Source organism: Marinobacterium iners DSM 11526 (genome assembly GCF_900107855.1).
Classification (GTDB): Bacteria; Pseudomonadota; Gammaproteobacteria; order Pseudomonadales; family Balneatricaceae; genus Marinobacterium; species Marinobacterium iners.
This window is the reverse complement of sequence record NZ_FNRJ01000011.1, coordinates 124,390-140,180: the sequence shown is the minus strand read 5'-3', so window position 1 is coordinate 140,180 and position 15,791 is coordinate 124,390. Positions and strand designations below refer to the sequence as shown.

The following is a 15,791-nucleotide window of genomic DNA, read 5'->3' as shown; positions in this document are numbered from 1 at the left end:
TTACAGCCTTGCGACAACGTCGTCTCAGCAACTCAGCGTGCGCACCACAGGCCTTACAACACAACAACACCTGCTCCATGGGCTCAGCATCTCGAACCTTCATCCGCGCCAGATTACCGTGCTGCGCCAACATCCGTTGGTGCCGCTTCCTGGCTGCCGGGGCGTATAGCCCGTAGTACCGCACCGTATGCACGCCTTTGGCCGGGACATGCTGCAACAACCGCTGAATCATCTGCCACGGCGTCAATTTCTGTTGCTTGATGCGCTTATCTCGGTGATCCAGATAGCTCATCTCCAGCCGTTGCCCGTCCCAACGCTTGATCTGTTCAGGCCTCAACGGCCCGCCTTTACAGTATCTGGCCAGGTACAGCATGATTCCACGTCCATGCGTGTAGCGCTCCTCGATTCGAACACTCCACTCTTTCCTGTACAGGCTTCGGTGCTGTCGCCAGAAAGCCTCTGCACTCAGATCTGGTGGTAGGACCAGACGTTTGTCATCAGCTGCGTCCTTGAGCAGGGCTTGCACCTTGCCACGGTAATAGCGCCTCAATACCGCACTTGGGAGCAGGTAGTCACCAACATCTTTCCACTCACCTGACTTCATCAGGCCACCGGCCGTCACCAGACAGTGCGTATGCGGGTGCAGCGTCAGTTGCCGCCCCCAGGTGTGCAGGGCCATCAAAATACCGGGGCGAATGCCGCCATACTTCTTATCCGCCAGCAACTCCTGCAAGGCTTCCTGACTGGCTCGGAACAGTAGCCGTGCAAACAGTCCTTCGTTATACCGCCACAGCGGCAAATACTCATGCGGCAACGTAAAGATCACGTGAAAGTGCGGCACGTCTAACAGGCGCTGCTTCTGTGCCTCAATCCAGTCTTTACGGTGCTTCTGCGCACACATAACAGCTGCGGTGACGGCAGGAGTGACACTGTTCCCACCACTCCTGACAGTCCGGGCAGGCGTAATAACTCACCCCCATATCCCGCGTTCTACAATACGTAATGGATGTAATCGCCCGCCGGTTTTTCCGTGGCTGAGGCGATTCATCCAACGCCGCTTTATACGACTGAAATAGCCGTTGTATCGCTCTATTCGGCATGTCCCTATGCCTCTTTAAAATCTCGCACTCCACCGCGAAGCGGTTATGTTCAACAGTCTGTTAATGAGGTCTGCGACCTCATAATAATTATTAGCGGGTATACCTTTTAATTCTGATCGCAGCTTCATAACCCATTGATATACAATGACTTGACACCAAGTCGAACTGTCAAAAAGGTACTTTTCTCGACATCACGCCACCCAGCGGGTATAACGGTCTGCATACATTTCATGGATGAGGTGTGGTACATGTCGAAATCTCCTTTTCTCAAGTCCGTTGAGGACTTCATGTTGGTCCAACGCTACAGTCGCCGGACGATCAGCACATATCTTTACTGGATCAAGTACTTCATTCTGTACAGCGGTAAGCGCCACCCCAGCCAATTGCATGATGAAGACATTATCCGCTTTCTGACTTTCCTGGCCGTTGAGCATAATGTTTCTGCCGGGACTCAGGCGCTTGCCCTGAATGCCATCGTTTTTCTTAAAACCAAATTCCTGGGTCAAACGGTAGGTGACCTGTCGAGCTTCAGCCCTGCTCGAAAGCCCCGCAAGTTGCCCATCGTGCTGACCAGTAAGGAAGTGGCCGCACTGCTCTGTCAACTGACTGGAGTCTATTATCTGATGGCCGCCATGTTGTATGGCTCGGGATTGCGGCGTATCGAGTTGGTTCGCCTGAGAGTCAAAGATGTCGATTTCGACTACAGGCAAATTCGGGTGATCAACGGCAAGGGTGGCAAGCATCGTCTGGTGACACTGGCGGAAGAGCTTCTGCCCATGCTGAGTCAGCAGGTTGAGCGGGTTGAAAATTACCTCAAACAGGATTTGATGTGCGAAGGTTACGCGGGCGTTTGGCTGCCTGATGCCCTTGCTCGAAAGTATCCCAATGCGCCGTTTGAATCTAGCTGGCATTATCTCTTCCCTGCTTCTCGCCTGAGTATTGACCCTGCCGGCAAACTCCTGCGCCGACACCATTACGATGAGAGTAACCTGAACAAACTGATAAGAAAAGCCGCTCGGGATGCCGGTATTCGCAAGCCGGTATCCTGTCATACCCTGCGGCACTCATTTGCAACGCATTTGCTGCAGTCAGGCGTTGATATACGCACGGTACAGCAGCAGCTTGGTCATGCCGATGTGAAGACAACCGAGATCTCTACGCATGTATTGAAACAGGGCGCCCAGGGCGTTAGAAGCCCGTTGAGCACCCTGTAAAGGTCTCACAAGGCAGCGAGACCTGCGGGGGCTAACTTACAACTGCGTATGCAGTCCGCACTCACGTGTTTCGAGCGCCTTGGTGGGGTCGAAGTAGTCGTGTTCGTTGGGCAGGTTGTGTTCGGCCAGGTAGGCGTCCATGTCGGCTTCGGTCCAGTTGAACAGCGGTGCAACCTTGATGATTCCGTCCTTGCTGGCCGTCACGATATCCAGTGACTGGCGGAATTCGGTCTGGTCCTTGCGGATCGCGTTCAGCCACAGGTCGGGCTTGAGTTCGGACAGTGCGCGCTGGAAGGGTTCCAGTTTCACCTGACGGGTGAACTCGTCATGCTGCGGATCGTCCACATCCGGGATGCCGCCCATCAGCACGTTGCGACGGGCTGCGCTCATCTGCGGGATGAAGGTGTGGATGTTCAGGTTCAGATCCTTGATCAGCTTTTCCGCGAAGCGGTAGGTGGCCGAGGTGTTGTAACCGGAATCGACCCACAGCACCTGAATGTCCGGCTTGACCTGCACGGCCATGTGCAGAATCACCGACTCATAGGGACGGAAGTTGGTCGTGACCAGTGGCTTGTCGCTGTGGGCGATGGCCCAGGCGATGATCTCCTGCGGGGTTTTGCCCGCCAGTTCCGCGTTGGCGGCAGCCAGATCGATGCTCATCGGTTGTCTCCTGATTCCGGTTCAGCTCTGAGGATAGGCCGGACGCGCCAGTGACGCACCGCCCTGGTAATGGACGCCGATTTCGTCAAACGCCTGCAACACGTCCGGGCTGTAGCGCTCGTCCGGTACCTGCAGGGCGTTGAAGCCGCAGCGCTCCAGATGCGCCAGACGGTCACGGGTCACGTCGCCAATGGCGCGGATTTCACCCTTGAAGCCGCCGCGACGCAGCAGGCGTGCGATGCTGAAACCGCGGCCATCGGTAAAGGCCGGGAACTCCACTGCAAACAGGCTGACACGGTCCTGCAGTGCCAGTACCTGCTGCAGGTCGTCGTCACCGTTCACCTGCACACCGGTTTCGCGGCCTGCCAGTGTGTCGGCTTCTTCCAGCCAGCGTGCCAACGGCAATACGACCGGACCTTCGGCGGGCAGCGCCTGATCATCCGCCAGCCACTGCCAGCGGTCTTCGGTTACCGGTTTGCGATCAATGATCAGCGCCATATACAGCCTCCTTGAAGGGGTCTACACCCACACGGCGTACCAGATCGAGGAAGCTTTCCTCTTCGGATTTACGCTGTTCAATGTAGGTCAGCAAAATCTTTTCGATGGTGTTGGCCACCTCGTCGGCGGCAATCGCCTTGCCCAGTGCCTTGCCCAGTGCCGCATCTGCCTCGGACGAACCGCCCAAGGTGAACTGGTACCAGTCCTCGCCCTTCTTGTCGACGCCGAGGATACCGATGTGCCCCACATGGTGGTGCGCACAGGCGTTGATGCAGCCGGACATATTCAGGCGAACGTTGCCTACGTTATGCAGGAAGTCCACCTGTTCGAACTTCTCGTTGATCTGCTCGGCGATGTTCAGGGTATGGGCGTTGGCCAGACCGCAGAAATCAAAACCGGGGCAGACGATCATGTCGGTCAGGGTGCCGATATTGGGCCGCGCCAGATTGTTGGCGTTGAGGATCTTCCATACCTGCAGCAGATCGCCCTGCTTCACGTCAGCCAGCACCAGGTTCTGGTGATGGGTGGCGCGAATCTCGCCAAACGAGAAGCGCTCCGCAAGATCGGCCACGGCATCCATCTGCACGTCGGTAATATCGCCCGGCGCCTTCAGGTAGGGCTTGAGCGATACCACAACGATGCGGTAGCCCGGCACCTTGTGTTCAACCGTGTTGCGCTCGTACCAGACGCGGAAGTCATCGTTCTCGGCCAGCTGGGCGTTCAGGTCATTGTTGGCCGCATCCGCCGCGTAGGCCGGCGGTGCAAACTGGGCCTTGACCCTGTCGATCTCGCCCTGCGGCAGGCGCAGGTCGGATTCACGGATCTCGGCCCACTCGGCTTCGACCTGCTCGCGGAAGGCATCAATTCCCATGGCGTTCACCAGAATCTTGATGCGCGCCTTGTACTTGTTGTCACGACGACCGTTCAGGTTGTACACACGGATGATCGCTTCCAGATAGGAGAGCAGGTCACGCCCCTCAAGGAAGGGACGGATCTGCTTGCCGATCACCGGGGTACGGCCCAAGCCGCCACCGACCAGCACTTCAAAGCCGATCTCGCCCTGTTCGTTCTTGACCAGATGCAGGCCGATGTCGTGAACCTGCGAAGCGGCACGGTCTTCGGGACCACCGGTGACGGCGATCTTGAACTTGCGCGGCAGGTAGGCGAATTCCGGGTGCAGCGTGGACCACTGACGGATGATCTCGCACCAAGGACGCGGATCTTCCAGCTCACTGGCGATGACGCCGGCGTAGGGGTCAGTGGTGGTGTTGCGAATACAGTTGCCCGAGGTCTGGATGGCGTGCATCTGCACCTCAGCCAGCTCGGCCAGGATATCCGGCACCGACTCCAGCGTGGGCCAGTTGTACTGAATATTGGTACGGGTGGTGAAGTGACCGTAGCCCTTGTCATAGGTGCGGGCGATGTGCGCCAGCTTGCGCATCTGGGTCGAAGACATCAGACCATAGGGAACCGCCACGCGCAGCATCGGTGCCTGACGCTGTATATAAAGGCCGTTCATCAGGCGCAATGCACGGAACTCTTCGTCCGGCAGCTCGCCTGCAAGGTAGCGGCGGGTCTGGTCGCGGTACTGCGCCACCCGTTCGTCTACCAGCTTCTGATCCACTTCGGTGTACTGGTACATGTCAGTTCAACCTTTCTACTGAGCGTCATTGAAACAGGTCGCCATGTTACCCAGTCGTTTTTATAACGTAAAATACTAATTGATAATTTTGTTATAACCATTATTCGATACCGCCCATATCACCAGACGGAATATAAAAATGCTTATATATTCTTTTTTATTTTATTGGCGCTTCGACATAATGCCATCCAGTTATTAGCCCTCCGGGGCTTTCGTGTCGCAACCAAGTGAAAGAGTCGAATGATGAATCTGTTGCCGGAACACCGCCTGACCCATCTCAAGCAGCTCGAAGCCGAGAGCATCCACATCATCCGTGAAGTGGCTGCCGAGTTCGACAATCCGGTCATGCTCTATTCTGTCGGCAAGGACTCTTCCGTGATGCTGCATCTGGCACGCAAGGCGTTCTTCCCGGGCAAGCCGCCCTTCCCGCTGCTGCATGTGGACACCACCTGGAAGTTCAAGGAGATGATCCAGTTCCGTGACCACATGGCGAAGGAGGCCGGCATGGACCTGATCGTCCACATCAACCCCGAAGGCGTTGAGATGGGCATCAGCCCCTTCACCCACGGCTCGTCCAAGCACACCGACATCATGAAAACCCAGGGGTTGAAGCAGGCGCTGAACCAGTACAAGTTCGACGCCGCTTTCGGCGGTGCACGCCGTGACGAAGAGAAATCCCGCGCCAAGGAACGCGTGTTCTCCTTCCGTGACAAGCACCACCGCTGGGACCCGAAGAACCAGCGCCCGGAGCTGTGGAACACCTTTAACACCCGTGTCGACAAGGGCGAGAGCATCCGCGTATTCCCGCTGTCGAACTGGACCGAGCTGGACATCTGGCAGTACATCCATCTGGAGCAGATCCCCATCGTTCCGCTGTATTTCTCGGCGGTGCGCCCTGTGGTCGAGCGCGATGGCATGCTGATCATGGTCGACGACGAGCGCCTGCCGCTGGCGGATGGCGAAGTGCCGATGATGAAGAATATCCGTTTCCGTACGCTGGGCTGCTACCCGCTGACCGGCGCCGTGGAATCCGATGCCGACACCCTGCCCGAGATCATTCAGGAGATGCTGCTGACCACCACGTCAGAACGCCAGGGCCGCGCCATCGACCACGACAGCGCCGGTTCCATGGAGCAGAAGAAGATCGAAGGGTATTTCTGAGCCGCCACCGCCATCTCGTTAACGGATATTTGAGTACAGCATTATGAGTCATCAATCTGATCTGATCGCCACTGACATCGACGCCTATCTGGACCAGCACGAGAACAAGGAGCTGCTGCGCTTTCTCACCTGCGGCAGCGTAGACGACGGCAAATCCACCCTGATCGGTCGTCTGCTGCACGACTCCAAGATGATCTATGAAGATCAGCTGGCCGCGATTCAGAACGACAGCAAGAAAGTCGGCACCACCGGAGACGAGATCGATCTGGCACTGCTGGTCGACGGCCTGCAGGCCGAGCGCGAACAGGGCATCACCATTGATGTGGCCTACCGCTACTTCTCCACCGCCAAGCGCAAGTTCATCATCGCCGATACGCCGGGGCACGAGCAGTACACCCGCAACATGGCCACCGGTGCGTCCACCTGTGATCTGGCGATCATCCTGATCGACGCCCGTCACGGGGTACAGGTGCAGACCCGCCGTCACAGCTTCATCGTGTCCCTGCTGGGCATCAAGCACACCGTGGTGGCGATCAACAAGATGGATCTGGTGGACTTCAGCGAAGAACGCTTTGAACAGATCAAGCAGGACTACCTGAACTTTGCTCAGGGGCTGGGACTGAAGGATATCCACTTCGCACCGATTTCCGCCCTGAAGGGCGACAACGTGGTCAACCCGTCAGAGAACATGCACTGGTACAGCGGCGATTCGCTGATGCAGACGCTGGAAAACGTAGAGATCGCCGGCGACGCCAACTTTGATGAGCTGCGCTTCCCGGTGCAGTACGTCAACCGCCCGAACCTGAACTTCCGCGGCTACTGCGGTACTCTGAGTGCGGGTATCGTGCGCCCGGGTGATGCGGTGACGGTATTGCCCTCCGGCAAATCCAGCAAGGTGAAATCGATCGTAACCTTCGATGGCGAGCTGCCCGAGGCGTTTGCGCCCATGGCGGTGACGCTGACACTGGAAGACGAAATCGATATCTCCCGTGGCGACCTGATCGTACACAGTGATCAGGTACCGGAAGTGACTAACCGCTTCGCAGCGCATCTGGTATGGATGTCGGAACAGGAGCTGATTCCGGGTCGCAGCTACGAAATCAAGCTGGCCAGCACCCGCACGGCAGGGCGTGTCAGCGCGATTCGTCACCGCATCGATGTGAATACGCTGGAACAAAGTCCGGCAGCGACACTGGGACTGAACGAGATCGCTCAGGTTGAAGTCACACTGGAGCGGCCAATCGTGGCGGATGACTACCGTCGTCACAAGGGCACCGGTTCGTTCATTATCGTCGACCGCCTGACCAACGCCACCGTGGCAGCCGGCATGATTCAGGCCGAAGCGGAAGATGACAGTGCGATTGAGCTGCACGCCGAGTCCATCATCAGCACTCAGCAGCGTGCCGAGCGCTTTGGTCAGAAAGCTGCACTGGTTCAGATCAAGGCCACTGACGCGACTCAGGGTGCAACACTGCTGTATACACTTGAGCAACAGCTGTTCAATCGTGGCCGCCTGCCGCTGGCATTGACCTTCCAGAACACTGAGCAGGTCGCCGCACTCAAGGCTGCCGGTCTGTTGCTGCTGACTCAGCGTGATGATTTTGAGGCAGATCTGGTGCTTGAGGCCGACGCAGAACTGCCTCCAACCGCGCAGGTCAAGGCACTGTTGCAGAAAATTCAGCAGGCAGATCTGATCTGAGTCGGGGATCGGGCGCTTGCGCTCGGCCTGCGGATCTATACCCTAAGGTTATAAATCCGGTAAAATTCAGCGGAATCTAATACGCCCTGCCCGGTCATGCCGGCAGGGCTTGAGGCATTGACAGGGGCTATGACTGAATTTCTGCTCATCCTGATCAGCACCGTACTGGTGAATAACTTCGTACTGGTCCAGTTCCTCGGGCTGTGCCCGTTCATGGGTGTTTCCAACAAACTGGAAACGGCCATGGGCATGTCCCTGGCCACCACCTTCGTGCTGACGCTGTCGTCGGTGTGCAGCTATCTGGTGTACTCGACCCTGCTGGTCCCCTTCGAGCTGGAATACCTGCAAACCATCGCCTTTATTCTGGTGATTGCGGTAGTGGTGCAGTTCACCGAAATGGTGGTGCACAAAACCAGTCCTCTGCTGTACAAGCTGCTCGGCATCTTCCTGCCGCTGATCACCACCAACTGTGCGGTACTCGGCGTTGCCCTGCTCAACATAAAGAAGCAGAACGGTTTCCTTGAATCGATCGCCTATGGTTTTGGTGCTGCCGTCGGCTTCTCGATGGCGCTGGTGCTGTTCTCGGCCATTCGTGAGCGGATCGCCGTCGCGGATGTGCCCGTTCCCTTTCGCGGTGCGGCCATCGGCATGGTCACCGCCGGTCTGATGTCGCTGGCCTTCATGGGCTTTGCCGGCCTCGTGCAGTTCTGAGGCGGAGGCGACGATGACGACCGTTATTACCGCTATTCTTATCCTGTTTTGCCTCGCCGTCGTGTTCGGCGTGATTCTGGGTTATGCCTCGGTACGCTTTCGTGTCGAGGGCAACCCGATCGTGGATCAGATCGATTCCCTGTTGCCACAAACGCAGTGTGGCCAGTGCGGCTACCCGGGCTGTCGCCCCTACGCGGAAGCGATCGCCAATGGTGAGGCGATCAACAAGTGCCCGCCCGGTGGTCAAAGCACCATCGAAGCGCTGGCTGACCTGCTCGATGTGGAAGCGGTGCCGCTGGATGCCGAACACGGTGAAGAACAGGTCAAAAAGGTTGCCTTTATCCGCGAAGATGAATGCATCGGCTGCACCAAGTGCATTCAGGCCTGCCCCGTGGATGCGATTCTGGGCGCCGCCAAACAGATGCATACCGTCATCGTCGATGAGTGCACCGGCTGCGATCTCTGTGTTGAACCCTGCCCCGTGGACTGTATTGATATGATTCCGGTGGAAACCACCATTACCAACTGGAAATGGCCCTCGCCAACCGAGTCCTCCAGCCTGATCGCGACCGACCGTGGTCGCGGCGCCGAACAGCAGGAGGCACACTGATGGGCAAGGTATTTGCGTTCCACGGTGGCGTCCACCCGCCGGAAAACAAGAAGCAGTCTACCCGCACCCCGATTGCCCATGCACCGCTGCCGAAGATGCTCTATATCCCACTGCAGCAGCATATCGGCATTGCCGCCAACCCGGTGGTCAATGTGGGCGATCGTGTACTCAAGGGACAGTTGATTGCCGAACCGGTGGGCCGTATCAGCGCATCGCTGCACGCGCCTACCTCAGGCATTGTGCGCTCCATCGGGCCACACCCGGTGCCGCATGCATCAGGCCTTGAGTCTGACTGCATCACGCTGGAAACCGACGGTCAGAATGAGTGGATTGAACACCAGGGCCTGCAGGATTACACCCGGCTGGAGCCCTCGGTTCTGATCGAGCATATCCGCCAGTGCGGCATCGCCGGCATGGGCGGTGCTGGCTTCCCAACCGATGTGAAGCTGCATCTGGGTGATGACCATATCGTCAATACTCTGATCATCAACGCCGCCGAGTGCGAACCCTATATCACGGCTGATGACATGCTGATGCGTGAGCGTGCCGCCGACATTCTCAGCGGCATTCGCATCATCAGCCACCTGTTGCGCCCGAGCCATATCATGATCGGCATCGAGGACAACAAGCCGCAGGCAATCCACGCATTGGAAGCGGTACTCAAGGGTTGCGAGCTGAATGTTGATATCCGCGTCGTGCCCACCAAATACCCTTCGGGCGGTGAACGCCAGCTGATCCAGCTGCTCACCGGATTGGAAGTGCCAAGTGGTCGCATCCCTGCCGATATCGGCATCGTGTGCCAGAATGTGGGCACGGCAACCGCCATCCATCGTGCAGTACATTTTGGCGAGCCGCTGATTTCCCGCATTGTTACCGTCACCGGCGATGCCGTGGCCAAGCCACAGAATTTTGAAGCCCTGATCGGCACCCCCTTTGCCGACCTGCTGGAGGCCGCCAGCCTGTATGAAGGCCGTCTGTTCAGGCTGGTGATGGGCGGGCCGATGATGGGGGTCACGGTCGCGCATGATCAGATCCCTGTGATCAAGACCACCAACTGCATCATTGCCGCCAGCGATGAGGAAATGCCACAGGCACCACCTGAGCAGCCCTGCATCCGTTGCAATATGTGTGAGCAGGTTTGCCCCGTTACGCTGCTGCCGCAGCAGCTGTACTGGTTCTCCAAAGGGCGTGAGTTCGACAAGGCGCGTAATCACAACCTGTTCGACTGCATCGAGTGCGGCGCCTGTGCCTATGTCTGCCCCAGCAGCATTCCGCTGGTGCAGTACTATCGCTTTGCCAAATCCGAGATTCGTACCGAAGAAGCCGAACAACGCAAGGCTGACCATGCGCGTCAGCGTTTTGAAGCCCGTCAGGCGCGGCTCGAACGCGAACAGGCCGAGAAGGAGGCACGCCGTAAGGCGCGGGCCGAAGAGGCCGCACGGGCACAACAGTCTCGCAAGAGTACCGAAGCGGACAAGGCACAGGCCGAACCCGGCAACGCCGCCCCTGCAGCCAGTGCAGCACCAGACCTGAAGCAACTGAAAACCGCTGCAGCGGTTGCCCGTACCAAGCTGAAAAAGGCCCGTGACGCTCTCAAGAACGCTGAAGACAAGGGGCTTGATGGCATCGATGCCCTGCGCGTCACCCTGACTGACCTGGAGCAGAAATCAGAAGAAGCCGAGCAGGCCTTTAAGGCAGCTGAGCAGGCAGAGGCCGCTGCCGCCGCCGAAAAGGGCGTAGATCTCAAGCAGCTCAAGATTGATGCCGCCATGGCCCGCGCAGCGGTGACCAAACTGGAACGCGCACTGACCAAGACGGAAGACGAACAGGCACGTCGGGAGATGGAAACCGAACTGGTGGAAGCCCGCAAGAAATCCGACGCACTGAACCAGAGCCTGAGCGAGCACTCGCCGGCCTAAACCCAACTGATACTTAAGACAGGATCGCACACCGATGTCACTGATCCGACTGAGTTCACCTCATGTCTACAAGGCCAACAGCACCGCCAATGTGATGCGACTGGTGATGCTGGCCATGCTGCCCGGCATTCTGGCCATGACCGTCTTTTTCGGCTGGGGCACTGTAATCCAGATTATCTGGGCCGGCCTGCTGGCACTGGGATTTGAAGCTGTAATACTCAAGCTGCGCAAGCGCCCGGTGCTGTTTCACCTCAGCGATGGCAGCGCCATTGTCACGGCCATGCTGCTGGCCGTGGCAATTCCTCCCTTCGCGCCCTGGTGGATGACACTGGTCGGCGTGTTTGTTGCCATTGTATTGGGCAAGCACCTTTACGGAGGTCTGGGCCAGAACCCGTTCAATCCCGCCATGGTGGCCTATGCCCTCCTGCTGATCTCGTTCCCGGTGGAAATGACACGCTGGACCGCCCCCTTCGTACTCAATGGCGACGGCTGGCAGATAGCGCCGTTCCTCGACACGCTGAAGGCCATCTTCGCCGCCGCCGACAACCTCTGGTATGACAGCTTTACCGGAGCGACCCCTCTGGATGAAATCCGCCATCGTGGCGGCCTGACCACCGAAGAAGCCTGGCGCCAGTCCACCGTATTGTCACAAGGCATCGGCGCCTGGCACGCAGTCAGTGCCGCCTGGCTGATGGGCGGTATCTTTCTGCTGTACCGCAAGGTGATCACCTGGCACGCACCCATCTCCATGCTGCTGGCACTGGCCCTGTGTTCAAGCATGTTTTTCGGTTTTGATCCCGACAACTATGCCGACCCCTTCTTCCACCTCAGCACCGGTGCCACCATGCTGGCGGCGTTCTTCATCATTACCGATCCGGTCTCCAGCGCGACCAGTAACCGTGGACGGATAGTGTTCGGTGCCAGCATTGGCATCCTGATTTTCATTATCCGTACCTGGGGCAACTACCCAGATGGTGTGGCCTTCGCGGTTTTGCTGATGAATCTGGCGGCGCCCTTTATCGATATCTATACCCAGCCACGCAGCTATGGCCACAACAGAGCTAAAAAGGGACATGGAGGCAAGGCATGAACGAAGTCTTTCAGGCCATTCGCAATAACGCCCTGGCCATAGGCATTTTCGCGATCGTAACAGCGGCTGTCATCGCCTTCACTCAGCTGAGTACACGCGAGAGAATCGCGCACAACAAGGCCGAATTTCAGGCCCGTGCCTTGTATGAAATCGTGCCTCGCGAGATAGATCCCGATCTGCTGTCGCATGAGATTCAGCTCAGTGCCGCGCCTGAGCTGGGCTACCCTTCCGGCAGCACAGGCTGGCAGGCAATCAATTCCGGCGAGGTGGTAACTGTACTGCTTCCGGTGATTGCACCAGATGGCTACAGCGGCAACATCGAGCTGCTGATCGGTGTGAATGCCGACAGTTCGCTCGCCGGTGTACGCGTCCTAAGCCACAAGGAAACACCGGGGCTGGGTGACAAGATCGAGCTGGCCAAATCCGACTGGATTCTGGCTTTTGAGGGGGCTCACATGGCGGTTAATCGTGACGAGAACTGGGCGGTTAAAAAAGACGGTGGCAGATTTGATCAGTTCACCGGTGCTACTATCACGCCACGTGCGATCGTAAATGCCACCGCCCGCACAATCGAGTTTTTCCGGGCTCACCGCGCACAGTTGCTGCAACCCGTTACTGCTAACGCCGCTTCTGCGGCAGGAGTCACACAATGAGCGTCGACTACCGCAAGATTACATTGGACGGCCTTTGGACCAACAATCCGGCACTGGTGCAACTACTGGGCCTTTGCCCCCTGCTGGCCGTCACCGCCTCCGTAGTGAACGCCCTTGGCCTTGGCCTTGCAAGCACATTGGTACTGGTCAGCTCAAACCTGACTGTATCCGCTTTCCGCAAACTGGTGCCGGAAACCGTACGCCTGCCGATCTTCGTAATGATCATTGCCTCTTTCGTGACGGCGATCGAACTGCTGATGCAGGCATTCACCTATGAGCTTTACCTGATTTTGGGCATCTTCATTCCATTGATTGTGACCAATTGCGCCATCATGGGCCGTGCCGATGCCTTTGCCAGCAAGAACCCGGTGCGCGCCTCAGTATTGGACGGCCTGATGATGGGCGTCGGCTTCACCGCCGTATTGGTCCTGCTGGGCGGTATGCGCGAGTTGCTGGGTACCGGCGCGCTGTTCAGCGACATGAACCTGCTGTTCGGCGAAGCCGCACGCAACTGGAAGTGGCTGATGTTCGAGGACTACCCAGGCTTCCTGTTTGCCATTCTGCCACCGGGTGCCTTTGTTGGCCTTGGACTGCTGATTGCGCTGAAGAACATAATCGATGCGCGCCTGGAAGAACGCCGCAAGCAACAGACTCCCAAAACCTTGACGGGTAGCAAAAGGGTACGCGTTACCGGTTGATGACACTTTTTACTCATTGAAACCCAAACCCTTTTTCATTAACCTCGGCCAAACCTGCATCATTTTCGATCAACAGGAGCCAAGGTGGGCAAACCGCTATCCGTCGTAATCTGTGATGATTCCCGCCTCGCTCGCAAACAGATGGAGCGAGCGCTGAAACAATGGAATGTGGACATTACACACGCCAGCCATGGCCTGGAGGCACTTGAGGCGATCAGGGCCGGCAAGGGTGAGCTGCTGTTTCTCGACCTTAACATGCCGTTGCTGGATGGCTACCAGGTACTGGAACGCATCCGTGCCAATGACCTGCCCACTCTTACCATCGTTGTATCCGGCGATGTTCAGCCGGAAGCCCGTGAGCGTGTGATTCAACTTGGCGCACTTGATTTCATCCGCAAACCGCTGGATACCGACCTGCTGACCCAGTCTCTGCGCTCATTCGGCCTGCTCGAAGAACTTGCCGAACGCCCCGCCGACACCGTAAATGATGCAGTTGAAACCGATCTCGAAAGTGCACGTCCACAGCCACTGAACCGCACTCGCGGCCTGGGCCTCGACCCGGTATCGCAGGCATTTGAACTGACCGAGAGCTACCAGGAGCTGGCTAACGTCGCTATGGGTCAGGCAGCCGATCGCCTTGCACGGCTGTTGAAGGTCTTTATCGAATTGCCGATCCCCCACGTACAGTTGGTTGAGCTGTGTGAATTCGACATGGCGTTGCATCAGGCGACTGGAGACAATCCGATCACCACTATCTGTCAGGGCTTTATCGCTCCAGGCATCGCCGGTGAAGCCTTGCTGATGTTCAGTGACTCCAGCAGTCAGGATCTGGCTTATATGCTCGGCCATGAAGGTGAAATCACCGACCAGGTCGAACGCGAGTTGATGATGGATATCGCCAACCTCTTGATCGGCGCCTTCTTGAACGGGCTTGGATCACAGCTGGATCTGAGTTTTGGCCAAGGTTCGCCACTGATTCTGGGCCAGCACTGCAGTATACCGAACCTGCAACAGAACAGCCGCTGGACGCGAACACTAAGCATCGACATCGGTTACCGGATCGAGGGGCGCGATTTGAGTTGTGACCTGCTGCTGCTGTTTACCGAAGATTCACTTCCGGCCATGAACGAATTAGTGAGGCATCTGTGATGATCAACCCGCCGGAACACATACTGAGCGTGGATGAGTTCCATTGGCAACTGGGACTCCTGCAACACTTGGATGTGGGCCTGATTGTGTTGGATGCCGACCACCGCGTTCACCTTTGGAACAACTTCATGACCAACCATTCCGGTGTACGTGATGCCATTGCTTACGGCAAACGACTGGAAGACCTGTTCGATGACTTCCCTAGACAATGGTTTCAGCGCAAGCTTGAAAGCGTCTTCATGCTTCGCAATCGTGCCTTTATCACCTGGGAAGAGCGCCCTTACCTGTTCCGCTTCAAGCCGTACCACCCTATTACGGGACTGGCTGAGTTCATGTATCAGAACGTGACATTGATTCCGCTCTCCTCTCCCAGTGGCCAGATCGACCATGTCGGCATTATGATCTATGACATGACGGCCGCCGCCATGAGCCAGCTGGGGCTGCGTGATGCCAACGCTGAGCTCGCACTGCTGAGTCGCACAGACAGACTCAGTGGTCTTGCAAACCGAGGCTACTGGGAAGAGTGCCTGCGACAGGAGTATGAGCGCTTCCGCCGAACTCAGACCCCCTCAAGCCTGGTCATGATGGATGTGGACCACTTCAAGGCGATCAACGACACTTACAGCCACCAAGCCGGTGACGAGGTCATCCGTATCCTGTCCGAAACCCTGCGCCACCATGCACGTGCCACGGATACGCCGGGCCGTTATGGCGGCGAGGAGTTCGGCGTTCTGCTGGTCAACACCACAGCCACCAACGCCATGGTGTTCGCCGAACGGGTTCGCCGTGCAATCGAGATGCTGGAAGTAAGGCACGGCCCCAACCGTATACAGTTTACCGCCAGCCTTGGCATTTCTCAGCTTGGCAACCAGCATCAATCCCATGAAGAGTGGATGCGAGATGCCGACACAGCGCTGTATTACTCCAAGGAGAATGGCCGCAACCGTACCACCCTGGCCGAGGATCTGGAATAATCGCAGTTTTGCC

General features: G+C 57.4%; 14 protein-coding genes and 1 pseudogene. 11 read left to right on the top strand and 4 right to left on the bottom strand.

What is annotated here, in order from left to right:
- Positions 1-1,100 (bottom strand): annotated as a pseudogene (locus BLV48_RS19595) (IS91 family transposase); the annotation flags it as partial.
- Positions 1,101-1,348: 248 nt separating this feature from the next.
- Here BLV48_RS19595 and BLV48_RS12585 point away from each other — a divergent pair.
- Positions 1,349-2,314 carry an integron integrase gene (locus BLV48_RS12585; protein ID WP_091827152.1) on the top strand — a complete coding sequence of 322 codons (966 nt, stop codon included), beginning with the start codon at positions 1,349-1,351 and terminating at the stop codon, positions 2,312-2,314.
- A gap of 36 nt (positions 2,315-2,350) precedes the next feature.
- Here the strand turns inward: BLV48_RS12585 and BLV48_RS12580 are convergent, their stop codons facing one another.
- The 3 genes from BLV48_RS12580 to BLV48_RS12570 are packed head-to-tail and all read right to left on the bottom strand — an operon-like array spanning position 2,351 to position 5,114.
- Entirely contained in the window at positions 2,351-2,974 is a 624-nt protein-coding gene (locus tag BLV48_RS12580) for a phosphoadenosine phosphosulfate reductase domain-containing protein (protein ID WP_091827136.1), read from the bottom strand.
- A gap of 21 nt (positions 2,975-2,995) precedes the next feature.
- The gene (locus BLV48_RS12575; RefSeq protein WP_091827135.1) at positions 2,996-3,472 is read right to left on the bottom strand and encodes a DUF934 domain-containing protein; all 477 of its coding nucleotides are present in this window, start codon (positions 3,470-3,472) and stop codon (positions 2,996-2,998) included.
- A complete protein-coding gene (locus BLV48_RS12570) occupies positions 3,456-5,114 on the bottom strand; it encodes a nitrite/sulfite reductase (protein ID WP_091827134.1) in 1,659 nt (552 codons plus the stop codon). Before BLV48_RS12570 ends, BLV48_RS12575 begins: the two co-directional genes overlap by 17 nt.
- A gap of 243 nt (positions 5,115-5,357) precedes the next feature.
- Between BLV48_RS12570 and cysD the strand changes: the two genes are divergently transcribed.
- The 10 genes from cysD to BLV48_RS12520 all read left to right on the top strand — a co-directional run bounded on the left by cysD (position 5,358) and on the right by BLV48_RS12520 (position 15,778).
- Positions 5,358-6,275 carry a sulfate adenylyltransferase subunit CysD gene (cysD, locus tag BLV48_RS12565; RefSeq protein WP_091827133.1) on the top strand — a complete coding sequence of 306 codons (918 nt, stop codon included), beginning with the start codon at positions 5,358-5,360 and terminating at the stop codon, positions 6,273-6,275.
- A 43-nt stretch (positions 6,276-6,318) separates the two neighbouring features.
- The gene (gene cysN / locus BLV48_RS12560; protein ID WP_091827132.1) at positions 6,319-7,974 is read left to right on the top strand and encodes a sulfate adenylyltransferase subunit CysN; all 1,656 of its coding nucleotides are present in this window, start codon (positions 6,319-6,321) and stop codon (positions 7,972-7,974) included.
- A gap of 129 nt (positions 7,975-8,103) precedes the next feature.
- Entirely contained in the window at positions 8,104-8,685 is a 582-nt protein-coding gene (gene rsxA / locus BLV48_RS12555) for an electron transport complex subunit RsxA (protein WP_091827131.1), read from the top strand.
- A gap of 13 nt (positions 8,686-8,698) precedes the next feature.
- Positions 8,699-9,295: an electron transport complex subunit RsxB gene (rsxB, locus tag BLV48_RS12550; RefSeq protein ID WP_091827130.1), complete on the top strand. Its 597-nt coding sequence runs from the start codon at positions 8,699-8,701 to the stop codon at positions 9,293-9,295.
- Entirely contained in the window at positions 9,295-11,214 is a 1,920-nt protein-coding gene (gene rsxC / locus BLV48_RS12545; protein WP_091827129.1) for an electron transport complex subunit RsxC, read from the top strand. The genes rsxB and rsxC overlap by 1 nt, the downstream gene beginning before the upstream one ends.
- A gap of 34 nt (positions 11,215-11,248) precedes the next feature.
- Positions 11,249-12,304, top strand: coding sequence for an electron transport complex subunit RsxD (gene rsxD, locus BLV48_RS12540; RefSeq protein WP_091827128.1), 1,056 nt, complete (start codon positions 11,249-11,251; stop codon positions 12,302-12,304).
- Complete coding sequence (gene rsxG, locus BLV48_RS12535; protein ID WP_091827127.1) at positions 12,301-12,957, top strand: electron transport complex subunit RsxG; 657 nt, start codon at positions 12,301-12,303, stop codon at positions 12,955-12,957. The genes rsxD and rsxG overlap by 4 nt, the downstream gene beginning before the upstream one ends.
- Positions 12,954-13,655, top strand: coding sequence for an electron transport complex subunit E (locus BLV48_RS12530; protein ID WP_091827126.1), 702 nt, complete (start codon positions 12,954-12,956; stop codon positions 13,653-13,655). Before rsxG ends, BLV48_RS12530 begins: the two co-directional genes overlap by 4 nt.
- Positions 13,656-13,739: 84 nt before the next feature.
- Entirely contained in the window at positions 13,740-14,804 is a 1,065-nt protein-coding gene (locus tag BLV48_RS12525) for a response regulator (RefSeq protein ID WP_091827125.1), read from the top strand.
- Entirely contained in the window at positions 14,804-15,778 is a 975-nt protein-coding gene (locus BLV48_RS12520) for a GGDEF domain-containing protein (protein WP_091827124.1), read from the top strand. Before BLV48_RS12525 ends, BLV48_RS12520 begins: the two co-directional genes overlap by 1 nt.
- Positions 15,779-15,791 lie beyond the last annotated feature (13 nt).